23 protein-coding genes and 1 pseudogene are annotated in these 21,104 nt (G+C 58.8%); all 24 read right to left on the bottom strand.

The features are described 5' to 3' along the window. Positions 1–45 precede the first annotated feature (45 nt). Positions 46–186: pseudogene (locus DM374_RS02740) on the bottom strand (CrpP family ICE-associated protein); the annotation flags it as partial. A gap of 473 nt (positions 187–659) precedes the next feature. After that, positions 660–1,046, bottom strand: coding sequence for a hypothetical protein (locus DM374_RS02750; RefSeq protein WP_110968458.1), 387 nt, complete (start codon positions 1,044–1,046; stop codon positions 660–662). A 198-nt stretch (positions 1,047–1,244) separates the two neighbouring features. Further along, complete coding sequence (locus DM374_RS02755; RefSeq protein WP_110968459.1) at positions 1,245–1,751, bottom strand: single-stranded DNA-binding protein; 507 nt, start codon at positions 1,749–1,751, stop codon at positions 1,245–1,247. A gap of 14 nt (positions 1,752–1,765) precedes the next feature. Further along, on the bottom strand, positions 1,766–2,311 hold the full coding sequence (locus DM374_RS02760) for a DUF3158 family protein (protein ID WP_110968460.1): 546 nt from the start codon (positions 2,309–2,311) through the stop codon (positions 1,766–1,768). Continuing rightward, the gene (locus tag DM374_RS02765; protein WP_023660701.1) at positions 2,308–3,033 is read right to left on the bottom strand and encodes a PFL_4669 family integrating conjugative element protein; all 726 of its coding nucleotides are present in this window, start codon (positions 3,031–3,033) and stop codon (positions 2,308–2,310) included. The genes DM374_RS02760 and DM374_RS02765 overlap by 4 nt, the downstream gene beginning before the upstream one ends. Before the next feature lie 173 nt (positions 3,034–3,206). Continuing rightward, on the bottom strand, positions 3,207–3,482 hold the full coding sequence (locus DM374_RS33060) for a hypothetical protein (protein ID WP_157969648.1): 276 nt from the start codon (positions 3,480–3,482) through the stop codon (positions 3,207–3,209). Positions 3,483–3,962: 480 nt separating this feature from the next. After that, the gene (locus DM374_RS02770) at positions 3,963–4,682 is read right to left on the bottom strand and encodes a prepilin peptidase (protein ID WP_110968461.1); all 720 of its coding nucleotides are present in this window, start codon (positions 4,680–4,682) and stop codon (positions 3,963–3,965) included. Then, positions 4,675–5,976: an STY4528 family pathogenicity island replication protein gene (locus DM374_RS02775; RefSeq protein ID WP_110968462.1), complete on the bottom strand. Its 1,302-nt coding sequence runs from the start codon at positions 5,974–5,976 to the stop codon at positions 4,675–4,677. The genes DM374_RS02770 and DM374_RS02775 overlap by 8 nt, the downstream gene beginning before the upstream one ends. Further along, positions 5,973–6,668 (bottom strand): DUF2857 domain-containing protein, encoded by a 696-nt coding sequence (locus DM374_RS02780; RefSeq protein ID WP_110968463.1) that lies wholly within the window; start codon positions 6,666–6,668, stop codon positions 5,973–5,975. The genes DM374_RS02775 and DM374_RS02780 overlap by 4 nt, the downstream gene beginning before the upstream one ends. A gap of 32 nt (positions 6,669–6,700) precedes the next feature. Then, positions 6,701–8,401, bottom strand: coding sequence for a ParB family protein (locus DM374_RS02785; protein ID WP_110968464.1), 1,701 nt, complete (start codon positions 8,399–8,401; stop codon positions 6,701–6,703). A 1-nt stretch (position 8,402) separates the two neighbouring features. Next, positions 8,403–8,747, bottom strand: a complete 345-nt coding sequence (locus tag DM374_RS34215; RefSeq protein WP_110968465.1) for an Arc family DNA-binding protein — start codon at positions 8,745–8,747, stop codon at positions 8,403–8,405. A 27-nt stretch (positions 8,748–8,774) separates the two neighbouring features. Next, positions 8,775–9,656: a DNA adenine methylase gene (locus DM374_RS02795; RefSeq protein WP_110968466.1), complete on the bottom strand. Its 882-nt coding sequence runs from the start codon at positions 9,654–9,656 to the stop codon at positions 8,775–8,777. Further along, positions 9,653–10,678 (bottom strand): nucleoid-associated protein YejK, encoded by a 1,026-nt coding sequence (gene yejK / locus DM374_RS02800; RefSeq protein WP_110968467.1) that lies wholly within the window; start codon positions 10,676–10,678, stop codon positions 9,653–9,655. The genes DM374_RS02795 and yejK overlap by 4 nt, the downstream gene beginning before the upstream one ends. Then, on the bottom strand, positions 10,678–10,911 hold the full coding sequence (locus DM374_RS02805; RefSeq protein ID WP_110968468.1) for a hypothetical protein: 234 nt from the start codon (positions 10,909–10,911) through the stop codon (positions 10,678–10,680). The genes yejK and DM374_RS02805 overlap by 1 nt, the downstream gene beginning before the upstream one ends. Beyond that, complete coding sequence (locus tag DM374_RS02810; protein WP_110968469.1) at positions 10,904–11,431, bottom strand: hypothetical protein; 528 nt, start codon at positions 11,429–11,431, stop codon at positions 10,904–10,906. Before DM374_RS02810 ends, DM374_RS02805 begins: the two co-directional genes overlap by 8 nt. A gap of 174 nt (positions 11,432–11,605) precedes the next feature. After that, complete coding sequence (dnaB, locus tag DM374_RS02820; protein ID WP_110968470.1) at positions 11,606–12,952, bottom strand: replicative DNA helicase; 1,347 nt, start codon at positions 12,950–12,952, stop codon at positions 11,606–11,608. Next, entirely contained in the window at positions 12,949–13,647 is a 699-nt protein-coding gene (locus DM374_RS02825; protein WP_110968600.1) for a DUF2786 domain-containing protein, read from the bottom strand. Before DM374_RS02825 ends, dnaB begins: the two co-directional genes overlap by 4 nt. Further along, the gene (locus DM374_RS02830; protein ID WP_110968471.1) at positions 13,647–13,889 is read right to left on the bottom strand and encodes a hypothetical protein; all 243 of its coding nucleotides are present in this window, start codon (positions 13,887–13,889) and stop codon (positions 13,647–13,649) included. The genes DM374_RS02825 and DM374_RS02830 overlap by 1 nt, the downstream gene beginning before the upstream one ends. Next, on the bottom strand, positions 13,886–14,638 hold the full coding sequence (locus tag DM374_RS02835) for a hypothetical protein (RefSeq protein ID WP_110968472.1): 753 nt from the start codon (positions 14,636–14,638) through the stop codon (positions 13,886–13,888). The genes DM374_RS02830 and DM374_RS02835 overlap by 4 nt, the downstream gene beginning before the upstream one ends. Continuing rightward, on the bottom strand, positions 14,631–15,518 hold the full coding sequence (locus DM374_RS02840) for a ParA family protein (RefSeq protein ID WP_110968473.1): 888 nt from the start codon (positions 15,516–15,518) through the stop codon (positions 14,631–14,633). The genes DM374_RS02835 and DM374_RS02840 overlap by 8 nt, the downstream gene beginning before the upstream one ends. 379 nt (positions 15,519–15,897) lie before the next feature. Continuing rightward, on the bottom strand, positions 15,898–18,411 hold the full coding sequence (locus tag DM374_RS02845; protein ID WP_110968474.1) for a TonB-dependent siderophore receptor: 2,514 nt from the start codon (positions 18,409–18,411) through the stop codon (positions 15,898–15,900). A 110-nt stretch (positions 18,412–18,521) separates the two neighbouring features. After that, positions 18,522–19,472, bottom strand: a complete 951-nt coding sequence (locus tag DM374_RS02850) for a FecR domain-containing protein (RefSeq protein ID WP_110968475.1) — start codon at positions 19,470–19,472, stop codon at positions 18,522–18,524. Between the two features lie 3 nt (positions 19,473–19,475). Further along, complete coding sequence (locus DM374_RS02855; protein WP_110968476.1) at positions 19,476–19,979, bottom strand: sigma-70 family RNA polymerase sigma factor; 504 nt, start codon at positions 19,977–19,979, stop codon at positions 19,476–19,478. Between the two features lie 170 nt (positions 19,980–20,149). Beyond that, the gene (locus tag DM374_RS02860) at positions 20,150–21,103 is read right to left on the bottom strand and encodes a sensor domain-containing diguanylate cyclase (RefSeq protein WP_095153996.1); all 954 of its coding nucleotides are present in this window, start codon (positions 21,101–21,103) and stop codon (positions 20,150–20,152) included. Between the last annotated feature and the right edge of the window lies 1 nt (position 21,104).

The raw sequence follows: 21,104 nt of genomic DNA on the forward strand, positions 1-21,104 counted from the left end.
TGGAAGGGAGGGAATTCGGTAGGGCTCAGGCCCACGGAGGAAGGGTCAAAAATTGAGGGTGAGCTGCTGGGCGCGCTTGTACCCTTTCAGCCAGGAGGCAAGCGTGGCAGGGTGCTTGTAGGGGCAGGCATATATGGGCAGCCCTTTCTCGGCGGCTTCAACCCCAGCAGCCTCCACCGCAGGATTGGGGTTATTGAACTAGCGCCTGTCCGCTTTTCGCTCCTGGGCATCTTCGTTCTGCATCGATTGTTCCTCATCAGCGCCACTGTTCACGCCGGGCGAGTCACGCCTCAAACGACCTGGCCACCAGCAACTCCCCGACAAGGGCGTTTTTTACGACGCCGTGGTCACTTCGATACAAGTTAGCAGCCGTAGAGCGGAGATGCCTTCAGAAAATGGTAATTTGCCAGCGCTGGCATTTCAAATGTGCCCCTGACCTGGGCAAGCGCTGCTTGCAGCGCCCCTTGGGCTACGAGTTCGGGTCCTCGTCGTAGGAGCTTCACGAGCTGCGGCCGCAACAGAAGGTCCTTGTCGCCGGTAATGTGAGGCATCAGACGCCAGGTTCTGAGGAAGGGACAGCGACGATCCGTCCTTGACTACGGAAACTTCACGAGTGGCGCGCCTGAAATTAGCCCCACGCCAATGCCCGTGTGCCACAGCTAGTGGGGAATCATGCTTGAGCGGTAGAGTGCCGACCATGCCAGCAGCGTAGCGTTGGGGGCCTCCAGTGCGGCACGAACCATCACCTCAGCGTGTTGACCTGTGATGTCGCAAACTGCCTGCCCAAGTCGAAGAAGCTCAGCTTTCACTCCTGCATCCCGAGCCTTGGTCGCAAACTCATACTCCTCGGCCTGCCCATACACGAGGGTGGCATCGAACCGGAGGCGGAGCATTTCGATGGCCACCACTTCGGCCTCCGGCAGCATGATGGATTCGCCGTCGCAAAAGACCTGACGGACGCCATTGAGAGCTCGAACGGCATCCATGTAGCGCGAGGGGTCTACAGTCGCTTTGACGGAAGGATATTCCGGGTAGTCGTGATTCACGGGGTGTTACCTCGAAGCGGAATGAGGTGGCGAGGATCCGTCCTGGCCCCCAGTGACTTCACGAGTGGCGCCTGAAAAATCGCCTGCCAGGCTGTCGCCGGAATGCCGTGGAGATGCTTCATCGAAGGGAGGGGAAACTCGAAGTGACGTCCTTGTCACCAGGAGCTTCGCGATGTGGCGCGCCAAATTAAGGGGGGGCTACAGGGGAATGTCGTCGTCAAAGCCGTCGCTGTAGTGGCGCATGTCTTCGGGGGTCGGCTGAGGAACGTTTTGAGTCTGGCCGCCGACGGCTTGACCGCGTGGCTGACCCTGCGGTTGATTGGTCGGGCGCTGACCGCCGCCAGACAGAGATACGTGTTCGACTCGGTGTGGAAGAATCGAGATCCGGCTGGCCTCGACCTTGAGTGCAGACACCTCCTCGCCGCTCTGTTTATCCGTCCAGCTATCCATGATCGCGCGACCAATCACGACCACGCGCATGCCCTTCTGGAACAGAGCCGCAAACCGCTCGGCATCCTGATGCCACCATTCGACGTTGGCCCAGAAGCCACCCCGATCCTTGTAGCCACCCTGGCCGTCAGGGATCGAGTTGTCGAACATCACATTGAGTCGCAGCATGTGCCGCGGATCTTTGTTGCCGTTGGCAAACGACCGGTGCTCAGCGGCGTTACCAACGTTGCCTTCCCAAACTACTGGTGTACCCATGGTGTATCTCCCGTTCAGTGTTGAGGTGGGTTCATGACCTGCTGCAGTCGAGCCTCATATTCGGCCTCGGCCTGCCCCATCTTTTCTGCGCACTCGGCGGCCTGTTTGCCGATGGAGTGGATGAGGCTGATCTGCATGTTCAGGGTGATTCGGTGTTGCTCCAGGGCAAACAGGTCCTGCAGCAAGTGGATTGGTGTTTTGGGGGCGTGAACCATCTGAGCCCATACGCCGACACCCATGCGCCGCTCTTGCACGCTTTGCCAGCGAAGAAAGGTTGTGCCAGCTGCTGTGTTTTGCTCGATGAGCCTGACGGGCAGCAGAGCGAATGGATGTTGGCGAACCTGGGCCAGTACTTCCTGGGTAAGGGTGCGCAGCCCCGCCTCCAGCGATGCGCACTGCTCCGCCAACTGGACCAGCTCCCCCTTACCTTTAAAGGGCTTTAAAAGGCCTTTTAGTGAGGCACTATGTTGCAGCCCCTGATAGGCACCCTGTTGCAGCGGTTTGAAGGCACCTTGTTGCAGTGCCTCCGTTGGTCGGGTGTCCGATCGCATGAGCGTCATGCCTCGCCTTCGAATTCATCATCCACATCCTCGACCGGGCCTGCGGAGCCACGGCGGATGGGCGGGGCGAAGTTCGAGCGGCGGGTGCCTTCCAGGATGTCCTGGGGAATATCGCCGTAGCGCTTGTACATTTCGCGCGCGTTTTCAGCCCGGGCATTGTTGGCGGCGAAGTCGTCACGCGATGCGCCGGAGAAGCGATGGAGCTGGGCCAGCCCAAAAAGACTGCGCAGCAGGTGGGCACCTTCATCGATCCAGATCTCGCCATCGCGGCGACCGATCATGGCGACGTGCTGAGCCAGCAGGATGCGACGGACGACTTCGTCGTATTGAGTCAGCAGATGGACGCCCTTGAAGCCCAGCGGGTTGGAGATGAAGAGCGGCAGCTTCAGCGGCTGGATGGAGAGGTTCTCGCCGATTTCGAGTGCTTTGGGGAGTTGGGCCATCACTCCATCAAGGCGGCTGTCGATGGCCTTGAGGGCATCATCTACCTCCTGGATTTTCTCCTCGATCCTGATCATCCACCAGTCGGAGTACGGGTCGTCTTGTGCTGCGGCGCGATCGATCTGGTTGATCTTGAGGCAGAAGCCAGCCAGCCCAAGAATGCTGTGTTTGTCGTCGGTCTTCTGGCGACCCAGCCAGATTCGGGCGGCATGATGAGTGTGGAGAGTCAGCTGGACCTGGCTCCTGAGGGAGCCGATGTTGAGCTGATAGTTGTCAGCCATGGACATGGTTTCCTTATATAAGGTGGGTGAACGATGTCCATGCTGCTTTCCCGCCGACTGGGGCGCAGTAATAAATGAAGAACCCGGGGTGCTGGATTTGTCGGGAGACAGTGACAGAGCTGGTGGAGAAGTGGTGCCAGTGGCACCACTGGACTGGTTGCCGTTGCCGGCGCTCAGGTCGGTGAGTGGTGCGGACCGCACCACTTCGGAGTGGTGCCAGTGGCACCACTGGACTGGTTGCCGTTGCCGGCGCTCAGGTCGGTGAGTGGTGCGGGCCGCAACACTTCGAAGTGGTGCCAGTGGCACCACTGGGCTGGTTGCCGTTGCCGGTGCTCAGGTTGGTGAGTGGTGCGGACCGCACCACACCACTTCGGAGTGGTGCCAGTGGCACCACTGGACTGGTTGCCGTTGCCGGCGCTCAGGTCGGTGGGGGGTGCGGGCCGCAACACTGCCAGATGGTTCCAGTGGAACCACTCAGTTGGCCGCCGGCGCCGGTGTCGATACCGGTGAGTGATGCGGCCCGCATCACTGTCAGGTGTTTCCAGTGGAACTACTCGACTTGGCCTCACCGCCGTGAAGTGTTGCCAGTGGCAACAGTGGGCAAGCCGTCGGCACCGGCAGCCAGGCTGGTGGCTGTTGTGGACCGCAATGCTGCAGAGTGATTCCAGTGGAAACACTCGACTCGTGCTGAGTTCGAATCCTCGAACCGATGAGTGATGGGGCCCCATCACTGAGGGGTGTTGCCACTGGCAACACTCAGCCTGATGGTTGGTGTCGATGGTTGGCTGATGAAGTGTTGCCACTGGCAGCATTCAGCTGGCCGCCGGCGCCGGTGGTCCAGCAGATGGATGTCGGGGCCTCAACACTGCCAGGTAGTGCCACTGGCACCACTGGACTTGGCCTAGTCTCCTAGTCCTCCTGTTTTTTAATCAATGAATGATAATGAGAAATGCGCTCCAGCCTGCGGCGGAGATGAATGGGCCAAATGGAATTCTTGTGACGGTAGATAGTTTTCCTAGGAGCACGAAAAACAAAGCAGCTAGAGCTGCACCCAGTAGGGAGAAAACTAGTGTCCACCCAAGAACCTTTAGGCCGCCCCACGCGCCCATCAATGCCAACAGCTTGAGGTCGCCCCTGCCGATGCTCTCTCGTCCAGTTATTAGTTCGGTTAGTTGGCTCACAGCCCAGAGGCTCCCAAAGCCAATGACGCATCCCCAAAGTGCGTCCTGCAGTGCGGTGAACAATCCGAAGGAGTTGAGAACTAAGCCGGCCCAGAGGCCTGGAATTACCAGGGCATCCGGCAAAAGGTGGTACTGTCTGTCGATCAAACTTAGCGTCAGTAAGCACCAGGTGAACGGCAGGGCAAACAGTGCCTGACATGTTGGCCCAAAGTGCAACGTCACCATGAGCGACAATCCAGCGCAGCCGATCTGTACGATCCAGATTTCTGCTCGGGATGCTCTGGGCAGTTGGGGGGCGGAATGTTTATGGACGTCCAGTCCAAGCATCTCACGGGCATCACGCTGCCATTGGTGCTCGAGGAGGGTCGGCAGCCAGCAGGCGACCAAGGCACACAGGCGACCTGCCAGCATGCCCAACGCGATGGAGCCAAGCCCTAGGGTGATTTCAGAACTTATCCAATCACTCATCGGTGGGCTCCGCGCGGCGACGTGAATCAAGTAGGGCTTGGAGCGAAGTCAGCACGGAGTTCGCCGTCTGCATCGTGGTCGCTGTCGGTGCCGGCTTCTGGGCGGGGGGCTGGGCAGCACGTGCAACCGTCGGTGCCGCTGGAGGAGTTGGCGTCGGAGTTGCAGCGGGCGCCGAAGGGGTCCACTCGGCATTGAAGTCGCCCCGGATGGCCTTGCCAGCAAGGGACGTCAGGTATGCAAGCGGCTTGGCCACGTTCCCAGTTGTGCATCGATGTTTCCACTGGTTGATCACCGCCTCTCGGACATGCTCCGGTACTGGCCCCATAATCTCTCGTGCCTTCACACGGTCCTCTGGCCTGAGAAGATCCAGGGCAAGCAACCAATTCACACCTGCACTCTCGCGCGGTTGTACAAAGCTTTTAGATACAGACTTGTTTGTATTTGTATACGTACTATCAGAGTTCGGATTCCGAACTGAGGGTGTACTCAGTGGTTTTAGGCTGATTTCGGATTCCGAACTGAGGGGCAGGTCCCCCTGTTTCGCTGAGTTCGCACTGAGTTCGGAATCCGAACTCAGTGCTTCCTGGGCTAAATCTTGCTGAGTTCGGATTCCGAACTCAGGGGCGGGCAGCGCATTTTGCTTGGTCTCTACAGCCCAGGTCTGGGCATTCAGCCGATCGCTAATCGTGTCGATGCGCGAGGGAAGTCGTCGGCCCACGTCGGGATCGCTGGTGAATTCGCGCCAGGTGATGGCGGCGATCTCCTTGATCGCTTTGTTCTGATGCTCCGTGGACTCCATCAGCAAGGTCATGTAGTCCTTGTCGAACTCTAGAGCTTCTGCCGGTGTTACAGGCTCGTCGTGGAGCAGATAGACATTCCCCTGAACCTGTCCGTTGATCTCATTGCGGACGGTCCTACCTAAGCTCAACCAACGGGTTAGACGGAGCACGGTCAAAGCCTTTGCCACGGTTTCTCGAGAAGCATGTTTCCCTGGGGTCATGCCCAGGTATGGCCGTAGCTGGTCATAGGTGGGGAAGGCAGTGATGCCATCTTCATTGACAAGTAATCGGAAGACTTGCCAGCAATTGCGTTCCAAGGGGGTCAGCCGGTTGTCGAGCAGGAGCTTACGCGGAACCGTTTCATGCGGATTACCGCTGAATATGACCCCGGAGTAGGGGGTGGCAGGTGCAGCAGTAGGGGCGGTGTCCTCAGCTCTCTTCTTCTGTACATGGACCTCGAGTTGCCCCGAGGCTGAATCTAGGAGCGTTGAAATCGGGAACCGTGCGAGCTTCATTTTCTATGTTCGCCTTCTCCAAAGTGGACAGAGGCGGGGTAGCTTTCTTCGACGCGGCGTATGCCACCCTCGTCTAGCAGAGTGAGTTGTCGACGCTCAGATACTCGGGACTTTTCCTTGCTGCCTGGATACAGACCTTGTTCGATCCACTGAGTGATACGAGACCAGATCTGCGCAAGCGTTAAGCCATCTGTGCTCAGCTCTTCAGCAACCAGCATGGCGACGTCGAGCATGGCCAGGCTGTCCGCGAACTCCACTCGGTTTTCATCCATCAACTTGGTCCAGCGGTGCCAAATATGATGGTCTTGATCCTCGGAAAGCTCGGGCCACCGTCCGCGCGGGGCTCGAACCCCAATTAATGTACGCTGCAGAGCGATCTCTTGAGGTGTGAGGCCGAAGAACTTGTTGAGCAAGCTGGTAGTGGCCCCCAGGCGGATTGCCCGCTCAATAAGGCGGGTTTCCTCTTCTGAGCGCGCAGCTCCGGTCAGAAGCTTGAGGATCATCGAGCTGTTGATAGATACATTGACCCAACTCACCGGCGTGTTGCGGAGCAAGCTGAGAACTGTGGGATGCTGAATCTGGCTCAGCACCTCAGGTTCAACTCCCATCTCTACACAGCGCTGAAGTTGACCATTACGCATGAGGTCAAGTAGCTGCGACAGAACTGCTTCGTTGAGTGTTGACTTGGACATTGAGACTCCCTCCCATTCATCTCATGGAGTGTTCAGTTGCCCTGGGCTTCCGAGGACCGTTTGAACGCTTCGATTTCCAAGTCGATCAACCGGCGAGCCAGTCGAATGATGCGGAACAGTTTGACCAGCGCGCCGTCGCTCAAACGGCCGTCGTCTCCTGGAGACTGCTCAGCACTCAAGGGCTGGCCCAGCAGCAGTTGGCCTAAGCCGGCTGAAAATTCAAACTCAGCTAATGCGCTGGCAGGATCTGGTTGCCCGTTCAGCATCTTCAGAGCGATGGCCATGGCCCCGCTCAGTGACTGAAGCAGTGTCAGCGTATGTTGAGCTGTTGCAGTGACTTCAACCTCGGTGTCCGGGTGTTTGTACTTGAACCCGATCCCGCCATCGATTGCCTGGATATCGCCAGGGCCGTTGACGGACTCGAGAATCTCCACCGCCAGCTGGGCTACCTGCCTGCGTAACTCAGCAGGTTGGTCAATCTGCCGTTCGATGTACCAAAGGTCTGTGATGGGGTGCAGTCCGCCGGCCTGCACGGGGATGGCGACCAGACAGTTCGAGTTGAAGTCGGGCAGCGTCTCGCCACTGAGTGCGGCCAACTTCGCTTTTGTCTCAATCACCCGCTGGCTGAGGTTCGCAGGGGAAGCAATATGTCCTGCAATCCTTGCCTGTTGTTCCTCAGGTGTGAGCGAGGTGCCCGGCGCCGGACCAGCTGCAGGGAGTGGTGCAGATGCGGGCTTCTGCGAGCCTCCGGTATCCCCAGGCGCCTGGCGTGCTGGGGGAGGTGTTGAGTCTCCACCAGGACCTGGAGGAGTGGGAACAGTAGCTGGAGCAACTGCAGGCAGCTCAACCACCGGCGTTGAGCGACGAAGTCTGTCCTGCTGCTGAGTGATCTCCAGCAGAATGTCCTCATAGCCCAGCGGTAGCGATTTTTTCATCGTGCCGATGAGTTCGTCCTGGAAACGCTGGAACAGAAACTCTTCTGCCTCGCCTTCGAACTGGGCAAGGACGTCCTGGAACAGCATCTCAAAGTCTACGGCTTCACCGCTGTAGTGCTTCTGCCAGCAGGCCAAGCTCGTCTTTCGAAGAGCAATGATCTTCTCAATTTGTGGCTTTCCAAGGCCGCTGTAGAGTAAGCCGGGAACGGCCGGCAGCACATGCTCGACCGTATCGAGCATTCTGCTGATGTGTGAATGAGAGATTGGATACCCGTCTTTGGTTAGGCGACGGGAGAGTTCGCGTACGCCAATCTCCTCGCCACTTTCGGCCTCGTATAGTGCTTTTGCTTTGCCAACACCCACGGCACGCTCGATGAATTTGAGCTCACCTTTCAGATCTTCGGCCAAGTGACCGGTGAGCATGACGATCTCGCCCCGGATCTGGTCCCACGGACGGAACAGGACATTGATCCGCTGAAACCGTTCTTCGCCAGTTTCCTGGAACAGCTCCTTCAAGATTGTGATCCGCGTGTTGCCACCGTTGCGGATGCGGTATTTCTCCTCACCAGGCCGTCGCGTTACTGGCGGGGGGGTGTCGAGGCCACGGTTGCGGATCGACTCTTTGAGCTCATCGTACCGAGGGTTACGGGTAGTCCGTGGGTTGTCCTCCCAGGGGAGGACCTCCTCGACAGTCAGCACCAGTGGGGTGTCCGCGATAGGGTCACTCATGGCAGCGGCGGAGCCTGTAGGGCTGAAGCCTGGAGCCAGGAGCTTGGATTTGAGGTCTGTAACGGCCATATCAAGCTCCTACCGCAGCAACGTGGGACAAAGCCAGTGGAGTTTGCTTGCGGACCAGGTGCAACACCTCCTGGATGTCGTCCTGTGTAGGAACGGCGTTTTGCAGCAGGCGATCGATGATCTTGTAAGCGCGAGCCAGCTCTGACTTGAGAATGTCTTCTGCTGAGCCGGCCTGGACCTGAGCAGTATTGTGTTGGTCATTGAACAGCGATTGCTCGAGGCGCTCGATGATCTCGCTGTTCATGGAGCGATGGTTGTCGCGGGCGACTTGTGCGACACGTTCACGCATGCCATCAGGCAGGCGAACCACAAATTTGTCGGCGGTGCGGGAATTGGTTGCGTTCATGATGTTCTCCAAGATGTGCGAGGGCGCTCAGCGCCGGGCAGCGAGGGGGCTGCAACTGTGGTCTGGAACAGCGGCGAAAAAATCGAACTGGGACAGACCTTGAAAGGCTGCCTGATTGAGCCAGAGGCATTCGGTCCGACCTCGCGCTCCATCGGCATATGCCTGCCTGCTTACCTGGTACCAGTCTTTGTAGAGATCGTCGTAAAGAGCGCAGGGGTAGCCTGAAAGCACGACCATCCCTTGCCTGCTCTGCAAGAACGTGGCGAGCTGCAGGTGCTCTTCGTCGCTCAATTCGTAGCGATAGGATTTGCCCGTGGCGGTGTGGCGAACTTTCGTACTGCGTGTGGAGTGCACATAGGGCGGGTCCACGTAATGCAGAGTGCTCGGCCGATCGTGGTGCTCCATGATCGTTAGAGCGTCGCGCTGCTCGATCACTACCCCCTGTAAACGCTCGATGATCGTGTCTAACGCATCGGGATAGTTGCGCCAGTCCACTGCCGGTGAGGTGCCGGATCGTACCGACGTTGAGCGAAACCCAGTGCGCTCTCCGCTAGCAGCCGCACTACCAAACCCCTGGAAAGAGCGGAGTACCATCCGCCGGGCACGCTCGAGAGGATCTGCCGTCTCGTTGTAGCTGGCGGCAAACTCCTCACGAGCGAAGGGAGTCAATGCGAGTACATTGCGAAGTTCACCACCACGGTCTCGGGCCATACGGAACAGATTGACTACTTCACTGTCCAGGTCGTTATAGATCTCAGCGGCGCTTCGAGGCTTGCGCAGCAGAACAGATGCGGCTCCACCAAACGGCTCGACGTAAGTGTGATAGGGGGCCAAGTGCTGGATTATCCACGCAGCTAGCCTCCACTTCCCCCCGTGATACCGAAGTATCGGGCGCTGAACCTCTTTCATTGGTGCTCTCCCGAATCCGCGATACGACGTTTGAGCTGGTCGGTGAGTTGAGTGGGCAGGTTCTTGATCGTCAGGGAGCCGGTGTCGGCGTCGTATGTGACGTTGGAACCGAGCAGGTGCGCTTCAAAGCTGATCGACAGGCCCTCGGCGCGGCCGGTGAAACGGCGGAATTGGTTGAGTACGCGTTTGTCGGCCGGGATCTCGGGTGACAAGTCGTAATCGCTGTTGCGGATGTGGTCGTAGAACGCCTGAGGGCGGTCATCATCGAGAGCCTCCGACAGCTCTTGAAGAGAGAGGGGCTGCCCCAGCTTCGTTTGGGTGGTGGCATAGTCGAGTAGCGCGTGGGTTTTCTCCCGGGCGCTTTCTTCTGGGAGATCTTCTTTCTCGACGTATTCGGTGAATGCCTTGAGAAGCGTGCGGGTTTCACCTGGTCCGTCGACGCCTTCCTGGCACCCGATGAAGTCGCGGAAGTAGTCCGAACTCTTCCTGCCGTTCTTGCCTTTAACGAAGGAAATGTACTGCTTCGAGTTTGGGTTGTTGCGCCACTCGCTCAGGTTGATCCGGGCCGCGCAGGAGAAGTTGCTGGTGTCCAGGTAGTGAGAGACCACAACATTAAGATCACCGTCCAGGCCGACGGTTTCGACCTGCTGGAGGACGGCGATCATGAGGTATTCAGTCAGACCTTGTTGGTAGTGGCTGAAGAGCACGTGGCCACCAGTGGACAGGTTGACCTCTTCGATCAGTTTCTGCAGGTGCTCGACGGACACACGGCTGAAGCTGGTGAAGTCTTGCTGCTCCTCCAGGTACTGTTTCAGCCAACCGCTGAATGGGTATGCACCCGACTCCCCATGAAAGAAGCCCCACGCTTTGCCTTGCTTGGCGTTGTAGCTGTCGTTCAGGTCGGCCTGGAGGTTCTCGACGGCATCCGTGGCCGGGAGCTCTGTGTCACGGGCGTGAAGGACGGCCGGGTTGCCGTCGGGCTGCTTATCGAGCTGGTGAACGATTGCGTGTCGGATCGGCATTATTGAATCCCCCGGGAGGTGATGTTTTGGGCCTCGGCACGGCGGAGCAGCGCCCGAGTGTTACGCTCGGAACGGCGGTCGCTGGGCGTGCAGGACGTGAAAATCGGTGTAAAGCCCGACTTGCTGAATTTCAGGTGCCCGCTGTTGGAGCGGGAGAGAGTCCAGCCTTCGGAGAAGGCAAATTCCGCAAGCCGGCGAACACTGTCGTGCGCGCCGCGAAGGAGGTTACGCATTGGATCTGGCCTCCTTCTGGCAAAGTGCATCACCGGCTTGGATGGCCACGATTTCCGGGGTGCAGCCGGGGTAGTGGGTGGCAAGGTCGGTGAGGAACTCCCGTGCAGTTTCGCGCGATCCAGGAATGCGGAAGACCACGGTGCAATGATGAGCCTCGTCCTCGGAGCTGGTCAGATAGGGGGTTACTGCCACCTTCAGACCGCAGCTCAGGAGATGTCTTGGTACCCATACGGACCAGAAATAGTTGGTCAGCAGGGCTGGTTGGCCAAGAAGGGTCGCTGCCAGCGTTCCAGCATCATCGCTTTCCAGCTCGATGTACTGCAGCCGGGCAAGCTCTTGCATAGCCTCATTCAGCTCAACAGACACCGTGGTTTCACCGAACTGGGTGAACCGTGAGATAACCTGGCCGAGAGCATCCAGCCAAACCGCGTTTACGCCAGAGTGGTGCGCAAAGGCCAAGGCCGATTGGTCGGTGTTTGCGATCGCAGGGATCGAAGGGTAGATCTGCTCAACCTGCATTGGGCACCTCCGAAAGAGGATCGAGGTCGTAGCTGCCGCAGACCGGGCATACTAGGACCTCTGCCTCACCTTCAGGGGTGTGCTCGGCAGGGTGCACCTGCCGTACTTGATGCAGCGCGAAGTGCCGGCCACAGCTATGGCAGGCATGCGTAATCGGATGGGGTTGCATGGACGTCATGCGGCAGCTCCTTGCCAATGATCGGCAGTGAGGTTTGCGAATCGGGTTTGGTTGGCGATGAAGGCTGCACGGACATAGCCGACGGGGCCATTGCGGTGTTTACCAATGATCAGTTCGGCAACGCCTTTGAGTTCGGTGTCCTCGTTGTACACCTCGTCCCGATAGACAAAGAGGATGAGGTCCGCGTCCTGCTCGATAGCCCCGCTGTCCCGTAGATCAGCATTCACGGGGCGCTTATTGGGACGGCGCTCGAGGTCCCGATTGAGCTGAGAGAGGGCCATGAAGGGGCAGTTGAATTCCTTGGCGATCCCCTTCAGTGATCGGGATATTTCGCTGATTTCGTTGACCCTGTTTTCTTGACTAGGACTCCGCATGAGCTGCAGGTAGTCCGCCATGATCAAGCAAGGTTTCCCGAAACGCCGGCTAGCACGTCGAACCTTGGCTCGCATAGCGGCAGGGGTCAGGTTCGCGCTGTCATCGATGACCAGTCGGTTGCCATAGGCGTTCATGCGATGGACGGCGGCTGATAGTTTGGGCCAGTCCTCATCCTGCAGCTGACCCGAAAGTAGCCTGCTCAGATCGATGTGGCCCAGAATGGCCAGCATTCGATAAATCAGGGCCTCGGTAGGCATCTCCATGCTGAAAACCAGCACGATCTTGTCAGGCGAATTGGTCAGCGCAGCATCGACGGTGCTCAAGCAGAACGAGGTTTTGCCCATGGAGGGGCGCGCGCCTACGATGATCAGATCGGCTGGCTGCAAACCACGGGTCATCTCGTCAAGGTCGGTTATCCCGGTCGGCACACCGGTCACGGTCACATGGCCATTGAAATTGGCGTCGATCTTGTCGACGACAGAGAGCAATGCCTCATTCATGTCGGTGAATTCGCTAACCACACGACCTTCGCCCAGCTTAAACAGCTTCTGCTCTAGCGTGTCCTGGACCTCAGCCGCGTCAGCGGCGAGTTCAGCAGCGTCCCGAGTCCCCTGAAAACACAGGGACATGATGCGGCGGAGATGGGCGCGGTTGCGCACGATCTCAGCATACGACCGGATATTCGCTACAGACGGAGTGTTCTTGGCCAGCTCTGCCAGGTAGGAGAGGCCTCCAACCTCCTCAGGGATGGCCATCGCCTCAAAAATCGTCACGATATCGAATGGGCTGTTTTTCTCTGACAGCTCCTGGATGGCAGTGAAGATCAGCCTGTGTTGGGATAGAAAAAAGTCGTCGGCCTGCAGTAGATCACCGACCAGATCCCAGGCTTCGTTGTCCAGCATCAGCCCGCCCAGAACGCCTTGTTCAGCCTCGACGGAATGAGGAGGGGAAAGGATCAGATCGGTCATCTGGCACCTCCCTGGGCAATTCCTGGCTGTTCACTGCGGCCTACTCCCCGGTGGAGCTGAGCGCGCTGACCCTGCTTAATTCCTGCGTACAGCGAGCTACGATCGTGGCCCTTGGCTTCGCTTGGCGTGATGTCGAAGCGCTTCAACTCAGGGTGATGTAAGGTCAAGTAGGCAGTGATATCAGTCTGGATATCTGGGGCTAGGTCACCAGCGAATTCTCGAACTTTGTAGGCCACTGCCCCGATCCAGCCCTCAGCAAAGAGTTGGCCGCGACGTCGTTTGGTCTTCAGCTGGCACCGTTTCTGCTGCGAGACATGCTCGCGACGTGCTTTCTGCAGTTGCAGGACGAGGCTGCTGTAGGCATAAGCAGCCAGATCCGGGCCGATACCCTTGCCCAGGAACTTGAAGCAGTACCCTTTCAATGGGTGGTAGTAGGAGAGGTGGCTGCAGTCGAAAGCGGCTGCGCACGTTGCGGCCAGGGAGTGCAGCCAATCAGCCGGGGAGCGGCGAGTGCCAGTGGGGACGCTTGTTTCTAGAACCTGGCTAGCTCGAAGTTCGTCGGACTCGATGTTGTACTTGGCCATGAGCGAGCGGGCCTGGCGCAATGCGGTTGCGGCCTCGTTCGTGTTTGCCCCCGGGCTATTGGCCAAGGACATCAGCTTGGTGACCTTGTCGAGGATCTTCTGCTTGTCCATCATGAACCCTCCCCGGCGCGGCGAGGTCGGCTGCGCAGCGCGGATGCGATCAAGGCCAGGGTGTTCAGCACGCCGAAGACACAGAGCGCATAGGCTGAGTAGACCGCTCCCTGCAACGCGAGCTCGACATGGGGGGCTTTGAGGATCGAGCCCAAGCCATAGGCAGTGGCCAGTGCCACAGAGCAGTTCATGAGATACAGGCAAAGCGAGCCCGCGAATTGAGATATGAGGGCAAAGCTCATGCTTGGCCCTCCTGCCTGTCCGCTGCAGGCACCAAGGCCTCTTGCCAGAGGCGAAGGGTCTCGCGTTCGTCTGCTGTCAAGGCAGCCAGGCCTACAGCTTCGGCCACTTTCTCCTGCAGGAGCCGCAGGCGTTCCTCAACCGATGAACCATCGTCATAAGCAAGGTGGCTGGTCAGGTCGCTGATCATGAAGTAGCGGAGTGATCTGACATTCCCGGCTCGGTGTTGCTCCACTGAATGCCCATGGAGCCGAGCAGGTGTCTTCAGCTCGTTTCTGATGTAAACGTTGAATTCAGAAGGGTTGTAGGAGGTGTTTAACTGCCGTGCACGATTCAGAATGAGTGCGGCTTTGATCGTCTCCAGCAGTTCTTCGTGAGTTTCGGTAGGCAAGGGGAACGTACGGGCTACCAGCTGTTTCGACTGAGCATCACGCGCATCTTGCCGGCGTTTCGTTTCTTTCTCGGAACGAACGCGCTTTTCCTTCGCATGGGTCACGTTGTGACCGATCGAATCAACGAGTTGTGCTGCACTACGCAGTAGCTCGCGCTGTTCAATGCTCAGAAGGTCACCGAGCGAACCGAGCAAGCCGGCACCCATCTTCCAACCGTTGGCTAGCTTGTGCAGGTCTCCAGACGCGGATGTCAGCTTTTTCTGGATGCCGCGTAACTCATTGGAGCTGTAGAGTTTCCCAATCCTGAGGACTTCATCGGCCGTGATCCCGGCCGCCTCGGTAATCGCGTGCTTACTCATCGCGGCGGGCCTCCTTGGCGATCTCGGCAACACGCTCTTCGGTCATTGCCTCGAAGCGGTCTTTCCATTCTGGGAACGCCTCGATAGCCAGGTTGCGGATGACGTTCAGCGCCGACGGCGACTTACGGTTCGACGGTTGACGATATTCAAGCCGATGCGCCGGCACGCCTTGGCTCGCGGCTTTCTTGAAGATGACGGCATCTGGAATGATCGATTGCAGGACGGTGTAGTCAGGGTTCCCGTCGAAAATTTCACGGACGGTGCGGTGGATCTCGCGCGCGTCAGCAGTTTCATCTAGGCCGTTGATGATGATGTTGATGTGGGGAATGGTGAGGCCGAGGCGTGCGTAACTGCGCAGGCCATCCATCATATGGATGGTCCCACGGCTGAATTCGCGCGCGGCCAACATGTTCGGGGGGAGGGGGGAGAGGATGATGTCGGATGCAAGAACGACCATCTCCAGCATCGCAGAGCGGGCGCCCTGGGTGTCAAAGAGGATGAGGTCGTAATCGGCATCGAAAGCCGACATCAGGTTGGCTAGTCGCAGTCTGCCATCAGGCGCCTGCAGTATGAGGTTGTTGAGCTGGTTGTTGGCGTCGTTCGAGATGATGACGTCGAGATTCTTGATCGACGTGCGGGAGATGATCTTGGCCGGGTCGGTCTCGTTGTACGACAGCAGCTCGAAAATGCCGCCAGGGGCGGTGTACTCCAGGGGGAAATAGGAGGATGCGGAAGGCTGGACGGGGTCCAGATCGATGAGGAGGGTGCGCAGCCCAGCGTCTGCAGTGAATGCCCCCAGATTGGTGGACCCGGTGGATTTACCGGTGCCGCCTTTGGTGGAAACCTTACCTGCTCGTCTTGCTTTCTTCGGATGTGTCATTGCCATGCCTCTAATGTGGATTTCATTAGAGGCTGCGTGCCTAGGCGCTGGAATGGTGCTTAAAACCCCTCCCTAGATGGAAATTTCGTCCTAGATCCCAATTGTCTTTTAACCAATTGGTCGTAGGTTCGAATCCTACACGACCCACCATATAAAGTTGGCAGTGTTAAACCGGAAATTGGCAGATAGTTGCTGAATGATGGTTGACACAACCGACGGTGAAACACCTGAAAAAGCCCGCGTTCCGATAAGGAGCGCGGGCTTTTTCGTTTCTGTCGTGCGCGCTGGTAGTGCGTCCCGTGGATGCGAGGGACTGGCACAGCAAACACGGGATAGATATTGGTACTGTCCCGCTGTTTGCTGTGCCGGTCAGTCAGTCTCAGAGATTCCAGTTGATCGTGAGCATGGCGTTGCGTGGTTCGCCGTAGAGGCTGTTACCGAAGTCAGTGTTGGAGCTGATGTCCTGATAGTAGGTCTTGTCGAAAACGTTGTTCAGGTTCAGTCGTACGTGAACGTTCTCCGAAGCCTGATAGCTGGTCATCAGGTCTACCACGGTGTAGGCCTTTTGCTCGATACGGTAGTCGAACGTGGTCAGGTAATCATTGGTGCCTTTGTTGTAGACGGTGTTCTGCCGATAGAGGCCGCCACCGACACTCCAGCGACTCAGGTCGCCAGGTAGCTGGTAGGTGGTGAACGCCTTGAATATGTGGCGGGGGATGTTGGTGGCGAACAAGCGCCCCACATTGTCTTCGTTGGCGTCCTTTGTATATTTGGCGGCGGAGTAGGTGTAACCCGCCCCCAGTTCCCAGCCTGGCGCCAAGGTGCCGTTGACTTCCAGTTCGATCCCTTCGCTTCGCACTTCACCCGCCGCGTCATAGCAGGTGCCGCCGATCGGCATGCACTGATTGGGGTTGAGCAATTTTGCGCGGTTCTCCTGATCGATGCGGAAGATCGCTGCGCTGGCATTCAGGTTTCCATCAAAGTACTCGCCCTTGATACCGAGCTCGTAGTTTTTGCCCGTTATCGGCATCAGCGCGTTGTTCTGGGTATCCAGTTCGGTCTGTGGGCGGAAAATATCGGTGTAGCTGACATAGACCGAGTGATGCTGGTCAAGGTCATAAACCGCCCCGGCATAGCGCGTGAGGTTGCGTGTCACTTTGTTTGGCAGGCTGCTGGCTGATGATTTTCCATTCCATCGGGTATCCACATCGTACTCATACCAATCCAGGCGCCCGCCGAGAATGATTTTCAGGTCATCCGTGATGTTCAGCCGTGTGGTGACGTAAGCACCTTCCTGCTGACTGGTGCGATGCTGGGTCCAAGGGTTGGCACTCACGTCAGGTTTGGGAATGCCGACGGGGTTGTAGAGATCAGTATTGGTCTCCACGTCGATGGGCAGCCCCTTGCCGTTGAACGTCAGGTCCCTCTTGCTGGCGCCGACCACCAGTTCATGGGTGCGACCGAAGAACGAAAAAGGGCCTGTGACGTAGCCGTCATAGCTCCCCTGCCGGTCTTTATAGTTGTATCTGCCGATGTACTGACCGAACTGATCGTAGTTATCGCCCATGCGCTCGGGAAGGGAACCGAGCATGTCCAGTGTTGACCAGCTCTTGCTGGCGGCCAGAAGCATTTTCCAATTGTTGGCGAAACGGTACTCCAGGCGAGTGAACGCCGTGGTGTTGTCCTGATCCCAGTATTCCCATTTGCTGCCCAGGTATGTGGAGCGCTTCAGGTGCAGGTCACTGCCGTCGGCGGCGACGGGCAAGCCGCCCCAGGCACTGTTGTGATTGGCATTCTGGTTGGAGGCGCCAAAGGTCAAGGTCGCATCGTCGTTCAGGTCTGCTTCGGCGATAGCGTAGAACACCGAGCGTTCGGCGCTGGTGAAGTCCTGGAAGCTGCCCTTGGTCTGATACGCGGTGACCACTCGGCCGCGCAGGGTGCCGCTGTCGTTCAGAGCGTTGGACGCGTCGAACTCGCTACGATAGTTGTCCCAGCTACCGGCGCTGCCGGTGATGCTGATGCGAGGCGTGGCAGTCGGGCGCTTTCGCACCATGTTGATGGCCGCCGCCGGGTTGCCGGAGCCTTGCATCATGCCGGTGGCGCCGCGCACGACTTCCACTCGATCGAAGATCGCCATGTCCGGCGAAGAGTTCATGTCGCGGCTGAGGTAGTGGGACAGATCGTTGGGCAAGCCGTCGGTCATCAGGTTTTCGATGGCGAAGCCGCGGGAGTAGAACGTCGAGCGTTGTGGGCCGTCTTTGGTGATGGCGATGCCGGGCGTGCTTTTGAGCACGTCTTCCAGCGACCTCATGTTCTGGTCGTCCATGCGCTGGCGGGTAATGACCGTGACCGACTGCGGTGTTTCGCGAATCGACAATGACAGCTTGGTCGCGCTCTGCATCGTGCCTGTGGTGTAGGAACCGGTGTTTTCACTGGTCGACCCCAGTACTGCGCCAAGTACGTTGGTTGCGCCCAGTTCAAGCGCTCCGGTACTGCCGTGTGCCTGCACCAGCGAATATCCGCCACTGCCCAGCGCCACCGCATCGACGCCGCTGCTCAGTAGCAAACGATGCAGCGCTTCTTCCCGCGAATAGTGGCCCTGAACGCCCGGAGACTGTTTGCCTCGCGCCAGTTCCGCATCAAACGAAACGCTGATGCCGGCGATCGAGCTGAATTGCGCCACTGCCTGATCGAGGGGGCCGGCGGGCACGTTGAAATCCAGTTCGCGCTCGATCGTGTGTTGTGCCGCCGCCGCCGGGGCGACCAGCGTGCTGCTCACGCTTGCGCCCAGCACCAGGCTCAGCAGGGCCAGGTGCACTGCACGCTGTAGCGGGCGGTTTTGGAAGGGGGCGTTGATCAAACCGGGTTCGGTGAGGTGTGCGTGATGCGGCATGGTGTTTCCTTACGCTCGTTGGCAATGGCGGCGTCTGTGCGCCTCTACTTGGCAAGCCGAACGAGAGTCAGAATCACCAACCCCTTTTTGAAATTTTTTACTGCCGACACTCAGGCTGCTTCGAGGCGCACCCAGTAGCGGGTAAAGCGCCGTAGCCGCAAGGGCAGGGTCAGACGCAGGTTTTCCAGGACGTTGTCGGTATTGCGCAGATGAAAGGAGCCGGACACCCGCAACCCTGCCACCGCCGGGTCGCAGCTCAGATAGCCAGGGCGATAACGTTGCAGTTGCTGGAGAAAGTCATCCAGTCGCCAGTCGTTCACCACCAGCGTGTCGTGTAGCCAGGCGTCGGCTTGGGTGGTGGCTGGCTTAACGGGTTCCAGTGCGTCAGCGCTGAAGCTGACCTGCTCACCGGCTTGCACGATCAGCGTGGTATCGGGTTGGTTGCCAGGGCGTACCAGGACGGCATGCTCCAGCACGGTAAGCTGGGTCCGATCCTGTTCCTGTTGCACGATAAAGCGCGTGCCGAGCGCCTGCAGGCTGCCTTCGGCGGTATGCACGATCAAGGGTCGGGCGGCCTTGTCCTTGGCGGTCTCGACGAGGATCTCGCCGCTGAGCAGCAAGAGTTCGCGCAACTGCTGGCTGTAGCGGATGTTCACCGCCGTGGCGGTATTGAGGTGCAGTTGACTGCCGTCCTCCAGGTGAATGCTGCGTCGCTCTCCGATCCCGGTGCGCTGGTCCGCTGCCCACTGGGGCAGCGGCGTGACCCTCCAGCCCAGGGTGCCGGCGGCGCCCGTGGCCAGCAGCACCGACAGCACTTTCAATACGTCGCGGCGCTTGGCATGCGCGGCTTTGAGGATCGGGCTGCCAATCGCTGGGGCAAGCCGTTCGAGTTTTCCTTGCAGGCGCCCGAGCCGTTCCCAGGCCAGCAGATGGCGCGGGTCGCTCTGCAGCCATCGTTGATGCTCGCGGTGCAGCGACTCATCCGGCGTTCCGGTGCGCAGGTCGACATACCATTGGGCGGCGGCTTCGAGGGTGGCGACATCGAGTCCTGGGGATGCCAAGGCTCAGTCCTCCATCAGCAGGAGGCACTGGGTCAGCGCGCGCACGGCGTGTTTTCTCACGGTGTTGACCGAGATTTGCAGGCGCTTGCTGATTTCTACGTAGCTGAGCCCGTCGAGATGGGCCATCAGGAATACGTCGCGGGTACGCTTGCCGAGGGCATCGAGCATCTGGTCGACTTCCAGCAGAGACTCGATGATCAGCAGGCGCTCTTCCGGGGAGATATCCAGTGCTTCGGGAATCGCTGCCAGTGTTTCCAGGTAGGCCTGTTCCAGCGAGCGGCGGCGGAACATGTCAATCATCAGGCCGCGCGCCACGCGGCTGAGATAAGCCCGTGGTTCGCGAACAACTTCGGCCCTGCGCTGGGTCAGCACACGTAAAAACGTGTCTTGCACGAGGTCCGCGGCCTGCTCGCTGCAGTTCATGCGCTTGCGTAACCAGCCCTTGAGCCAGCCGTGATGCTCCTCGTAGAGGGTGTGCATCGCTGCGTGATGAACCAGATCGGACATGGGATAACCCGAAGTTACAATTGATAATAAATCTTATTATCTTGAAGCCACGGGATGTTGGCAAGTTGCCTTCAGTGAGCTGGCCGTGAAGGCAACACAGGCTGGGAGACTTTCAAGGCGGGCTCCGGTGACCGACTACCGGGTGCCCGAAAGGCTGGACCTCACGGCTGTCATTCGTGAATCGAAACCTGGTTACGGCCATTTTTCTTCGAGGCGTACAGCGCCTGGTCGGCCCAGGCGATGAGGTCGGCATGGCCTTCCGAGGGCTGACTGAGATCGGCGACACCCAGGCTGATGGTGAAGCGAATGCTTTGCCCCTCGTGCTGCACTTCCAGCCCCTCGATAGCCTTGCGGAATCGTTCGGCGAAGGCGCTCGCACCATGCTTGTCGGTGTCCGACAGCACCACGCCGAACTCCTCGCCGCCATAACGCCCGGCCACATCGGTATCGCGCACATACTCGCGCAGCATCGCGGCGACCTGTTCGATCACCTTGTCCCCCGCCTGATGGCCGTAGGTATCGTTGATGCGCTTGAAGTGGTCGATGTCGAACATCACCAGGCTGGTGTGGTTGCCATGGCGCTGGTGACGGGCGTAAGCGACTTTCAGGCTGTCTTCCCAGTGGCCGCGGTTGTACAGGCCGGTCAGGCGGTCGGTGCTGGAAAGCTTCTGCAGTTGCGCGTTGGCCGATTGCAGCATGCGCCGGTTGGTGGCGACATCGGTCACGTCGTAGATCACCAGGCAGAAGTGGCTGATGCTGCTGTCGGTGGAGCGCAGCGGGAACAGCGTGGTGTTCTGATACATGAAGTCTTCCTGCCCGGTTATTGGCTGGTAGTTCTTGAACCGCACCAGATAAGGGCGCTGCTCCCACACCGTGAACGCGGGCGTGCCGAGGGTCGCGACGCTTTCCAGCTTGTGGCTGAACCAGCCGACGTTGACCTCCGGGAAGAGGGTGAAGAACGATTCGCTGTGGGCGTCCTTGGGGGCAACGCCCGAGCGGTTCTCCATGAAGGTGTTCCAGACCTGGACGCGGTAGTCGCGGTCGAGCACCACCACGCCGACGTCGATGCTTTGCACGATCGCCAGCAGCCAATGGAACTCGGTCAGATCAATGGGTTTGTTCATG

It is taken from the genome of Pseudomonas huaxiensis, assembly GCF_003231275.1.
GTDB classification, from domain to species: domain Bacteria; phylum Pseudomonadota; class Gammaproteobacteria; order Pseudomonadales; family Pseudomonadaceae; genus Aquipseudomonas; species Aquipseudomonas huaxiensis.

Bases quoted from the DNA above. Each gene is read 5' to 3' on its own strand.
- DM374_RS02835 (WP_110968472.1), bottom strand. From the start codon at position 14,638: ATGAGTAAGCACGCGATTACCGAGGCGGCCGGGATCACGGCCGATGAA.
- DM374_RS02785 (WP_110968464.1), bottom strand. From the start codon at position 8,401: ATGGCCGTTACAGACCTCAAATCCAAGCTCCTGGCTCCAGGCTTCAGC.
- yejK (WP_110968467.1), bottom strand. From the start codon at position 10,678: ATGCCGATCCGACACGCAATCGTTCACCAGCTCGATAAGCAGCCCGAC.
- dnaB (WP_110968470.1), bottom strand. From the start codon at position 12,952: ATGACCGATCTGATCCTTTCCCCTCCTCATTCCGTCGAGGCTGAACAA.
- DM374_RS02775 (WP_110968462.1), bottom strand. From the start codon at position 5,976: ATGAAGCTCGCACGGTTCCCGATTTCAACGCTCCTAGATTCAGCCTCG.
- DM374_RS02755 (WP_110968459.1), bottom strand. From the start codon at position 1,751: ATGGGTACACCAGTAGTTTGGGAAGGCAACGTTGGTAACGCCGCTGAG.
- DM374_RS02805 (WP_110968468.1), bottom strand. From the start codon at position 10,911: ATGCGTAACCTCCTTCGCGGCGCGCACGACAGTGTTCGCCGGCTTGCG.
- DM374_RS02840 (WP_110968473.1), bottom strand. From the start codon at position 15,518: ATGACACATCCGAAGAAAGCAAGACGAGCAGGTAAGGTTTCCACCAAA.
- DM374_RS02770 (WP_110968461.1), bottom strand. From the start codon at position 4,682: ATGAGTGATTGGATAAGTTCTGAAATCACCCTAGGGCTTGGCTCCATC.
- DM374_RS02855 (WP_110968476.1), bottom strand. From the start codon at position 19,979: ATGTCCGATCTGGTTCATCACGCAGCGATGCACACCCTCTACGAGGAG.
- DM374_RS02760 (WP_110968460.1), bottom strand. From the start codon at position 2,311: ATGACGCTCATGCGATCGGACACCCGACCAACGGAGGCACTGCAACAA.
- DM374_RS34215 (WP_110968465.1), bottom strand. From the start codon at position 8,747: ATGAACGCAACCAATTCCCGCACCGCCGACAAATTTGTGGTTCGCCTG.
- DM374_RS02825 (WP_110968600.1), bottom strand. From the start codon at position 13,647: ATGGACAAGCAGAAGATCCTCGACAAGGTCACCAAGCTGATGTCCTTG.
- DM374_RS02860 (WP_095153996.1), bottom strand. From the start codon at position 21,103: ATGAACAAACCCATTGATCTGACCGAGTTCCATTGGCTGCTGGCGATC.
- DM374_RS02830 (WP_110968471.1), bottom strand. From the start codon at position 13,889: ATGAGCTTTGCCCTCATATCTCAATTCGCGGGCTCGCTTTGCCTGTAT.
- DM374_RS02795 (WP_110968466.1), bottom strand. From the start codon at position 9,656: ATGAAAGAGGTTCAGCGCCCGATACTTCGGTATCACGGGGGGAAGTGG.
- DM374_RS02765 (WP_023660701.1), bottom strand. From the start codon at position 3,033: ATGGCTGACAACTATCAGCTCAACATCGGCTCCCTCAGGAGCCAGGTC.
- DM374_RS02810 (WP_110968469.1), bottom strand. From the start codon at position 11,431: ATGCAGGTTGAGCAGATCTACCCTTCGATCCCTGCGATCGCAAACACC.
- DM374_RS02780 (WP_110968463.1), bottom strand. From the start codon at position 6,668: ATGTCCAAGTCAACACTCAACGAAGCAGTTCTGTCGCAGCTACTTGAC.
- DM374_RS02845 (WP_110968474.1), bottom strand. From the start codon at position 18,411: ATGCCGCATCACGCACACCTCACCGAACCCGGTTTGATCAACGCCCCC.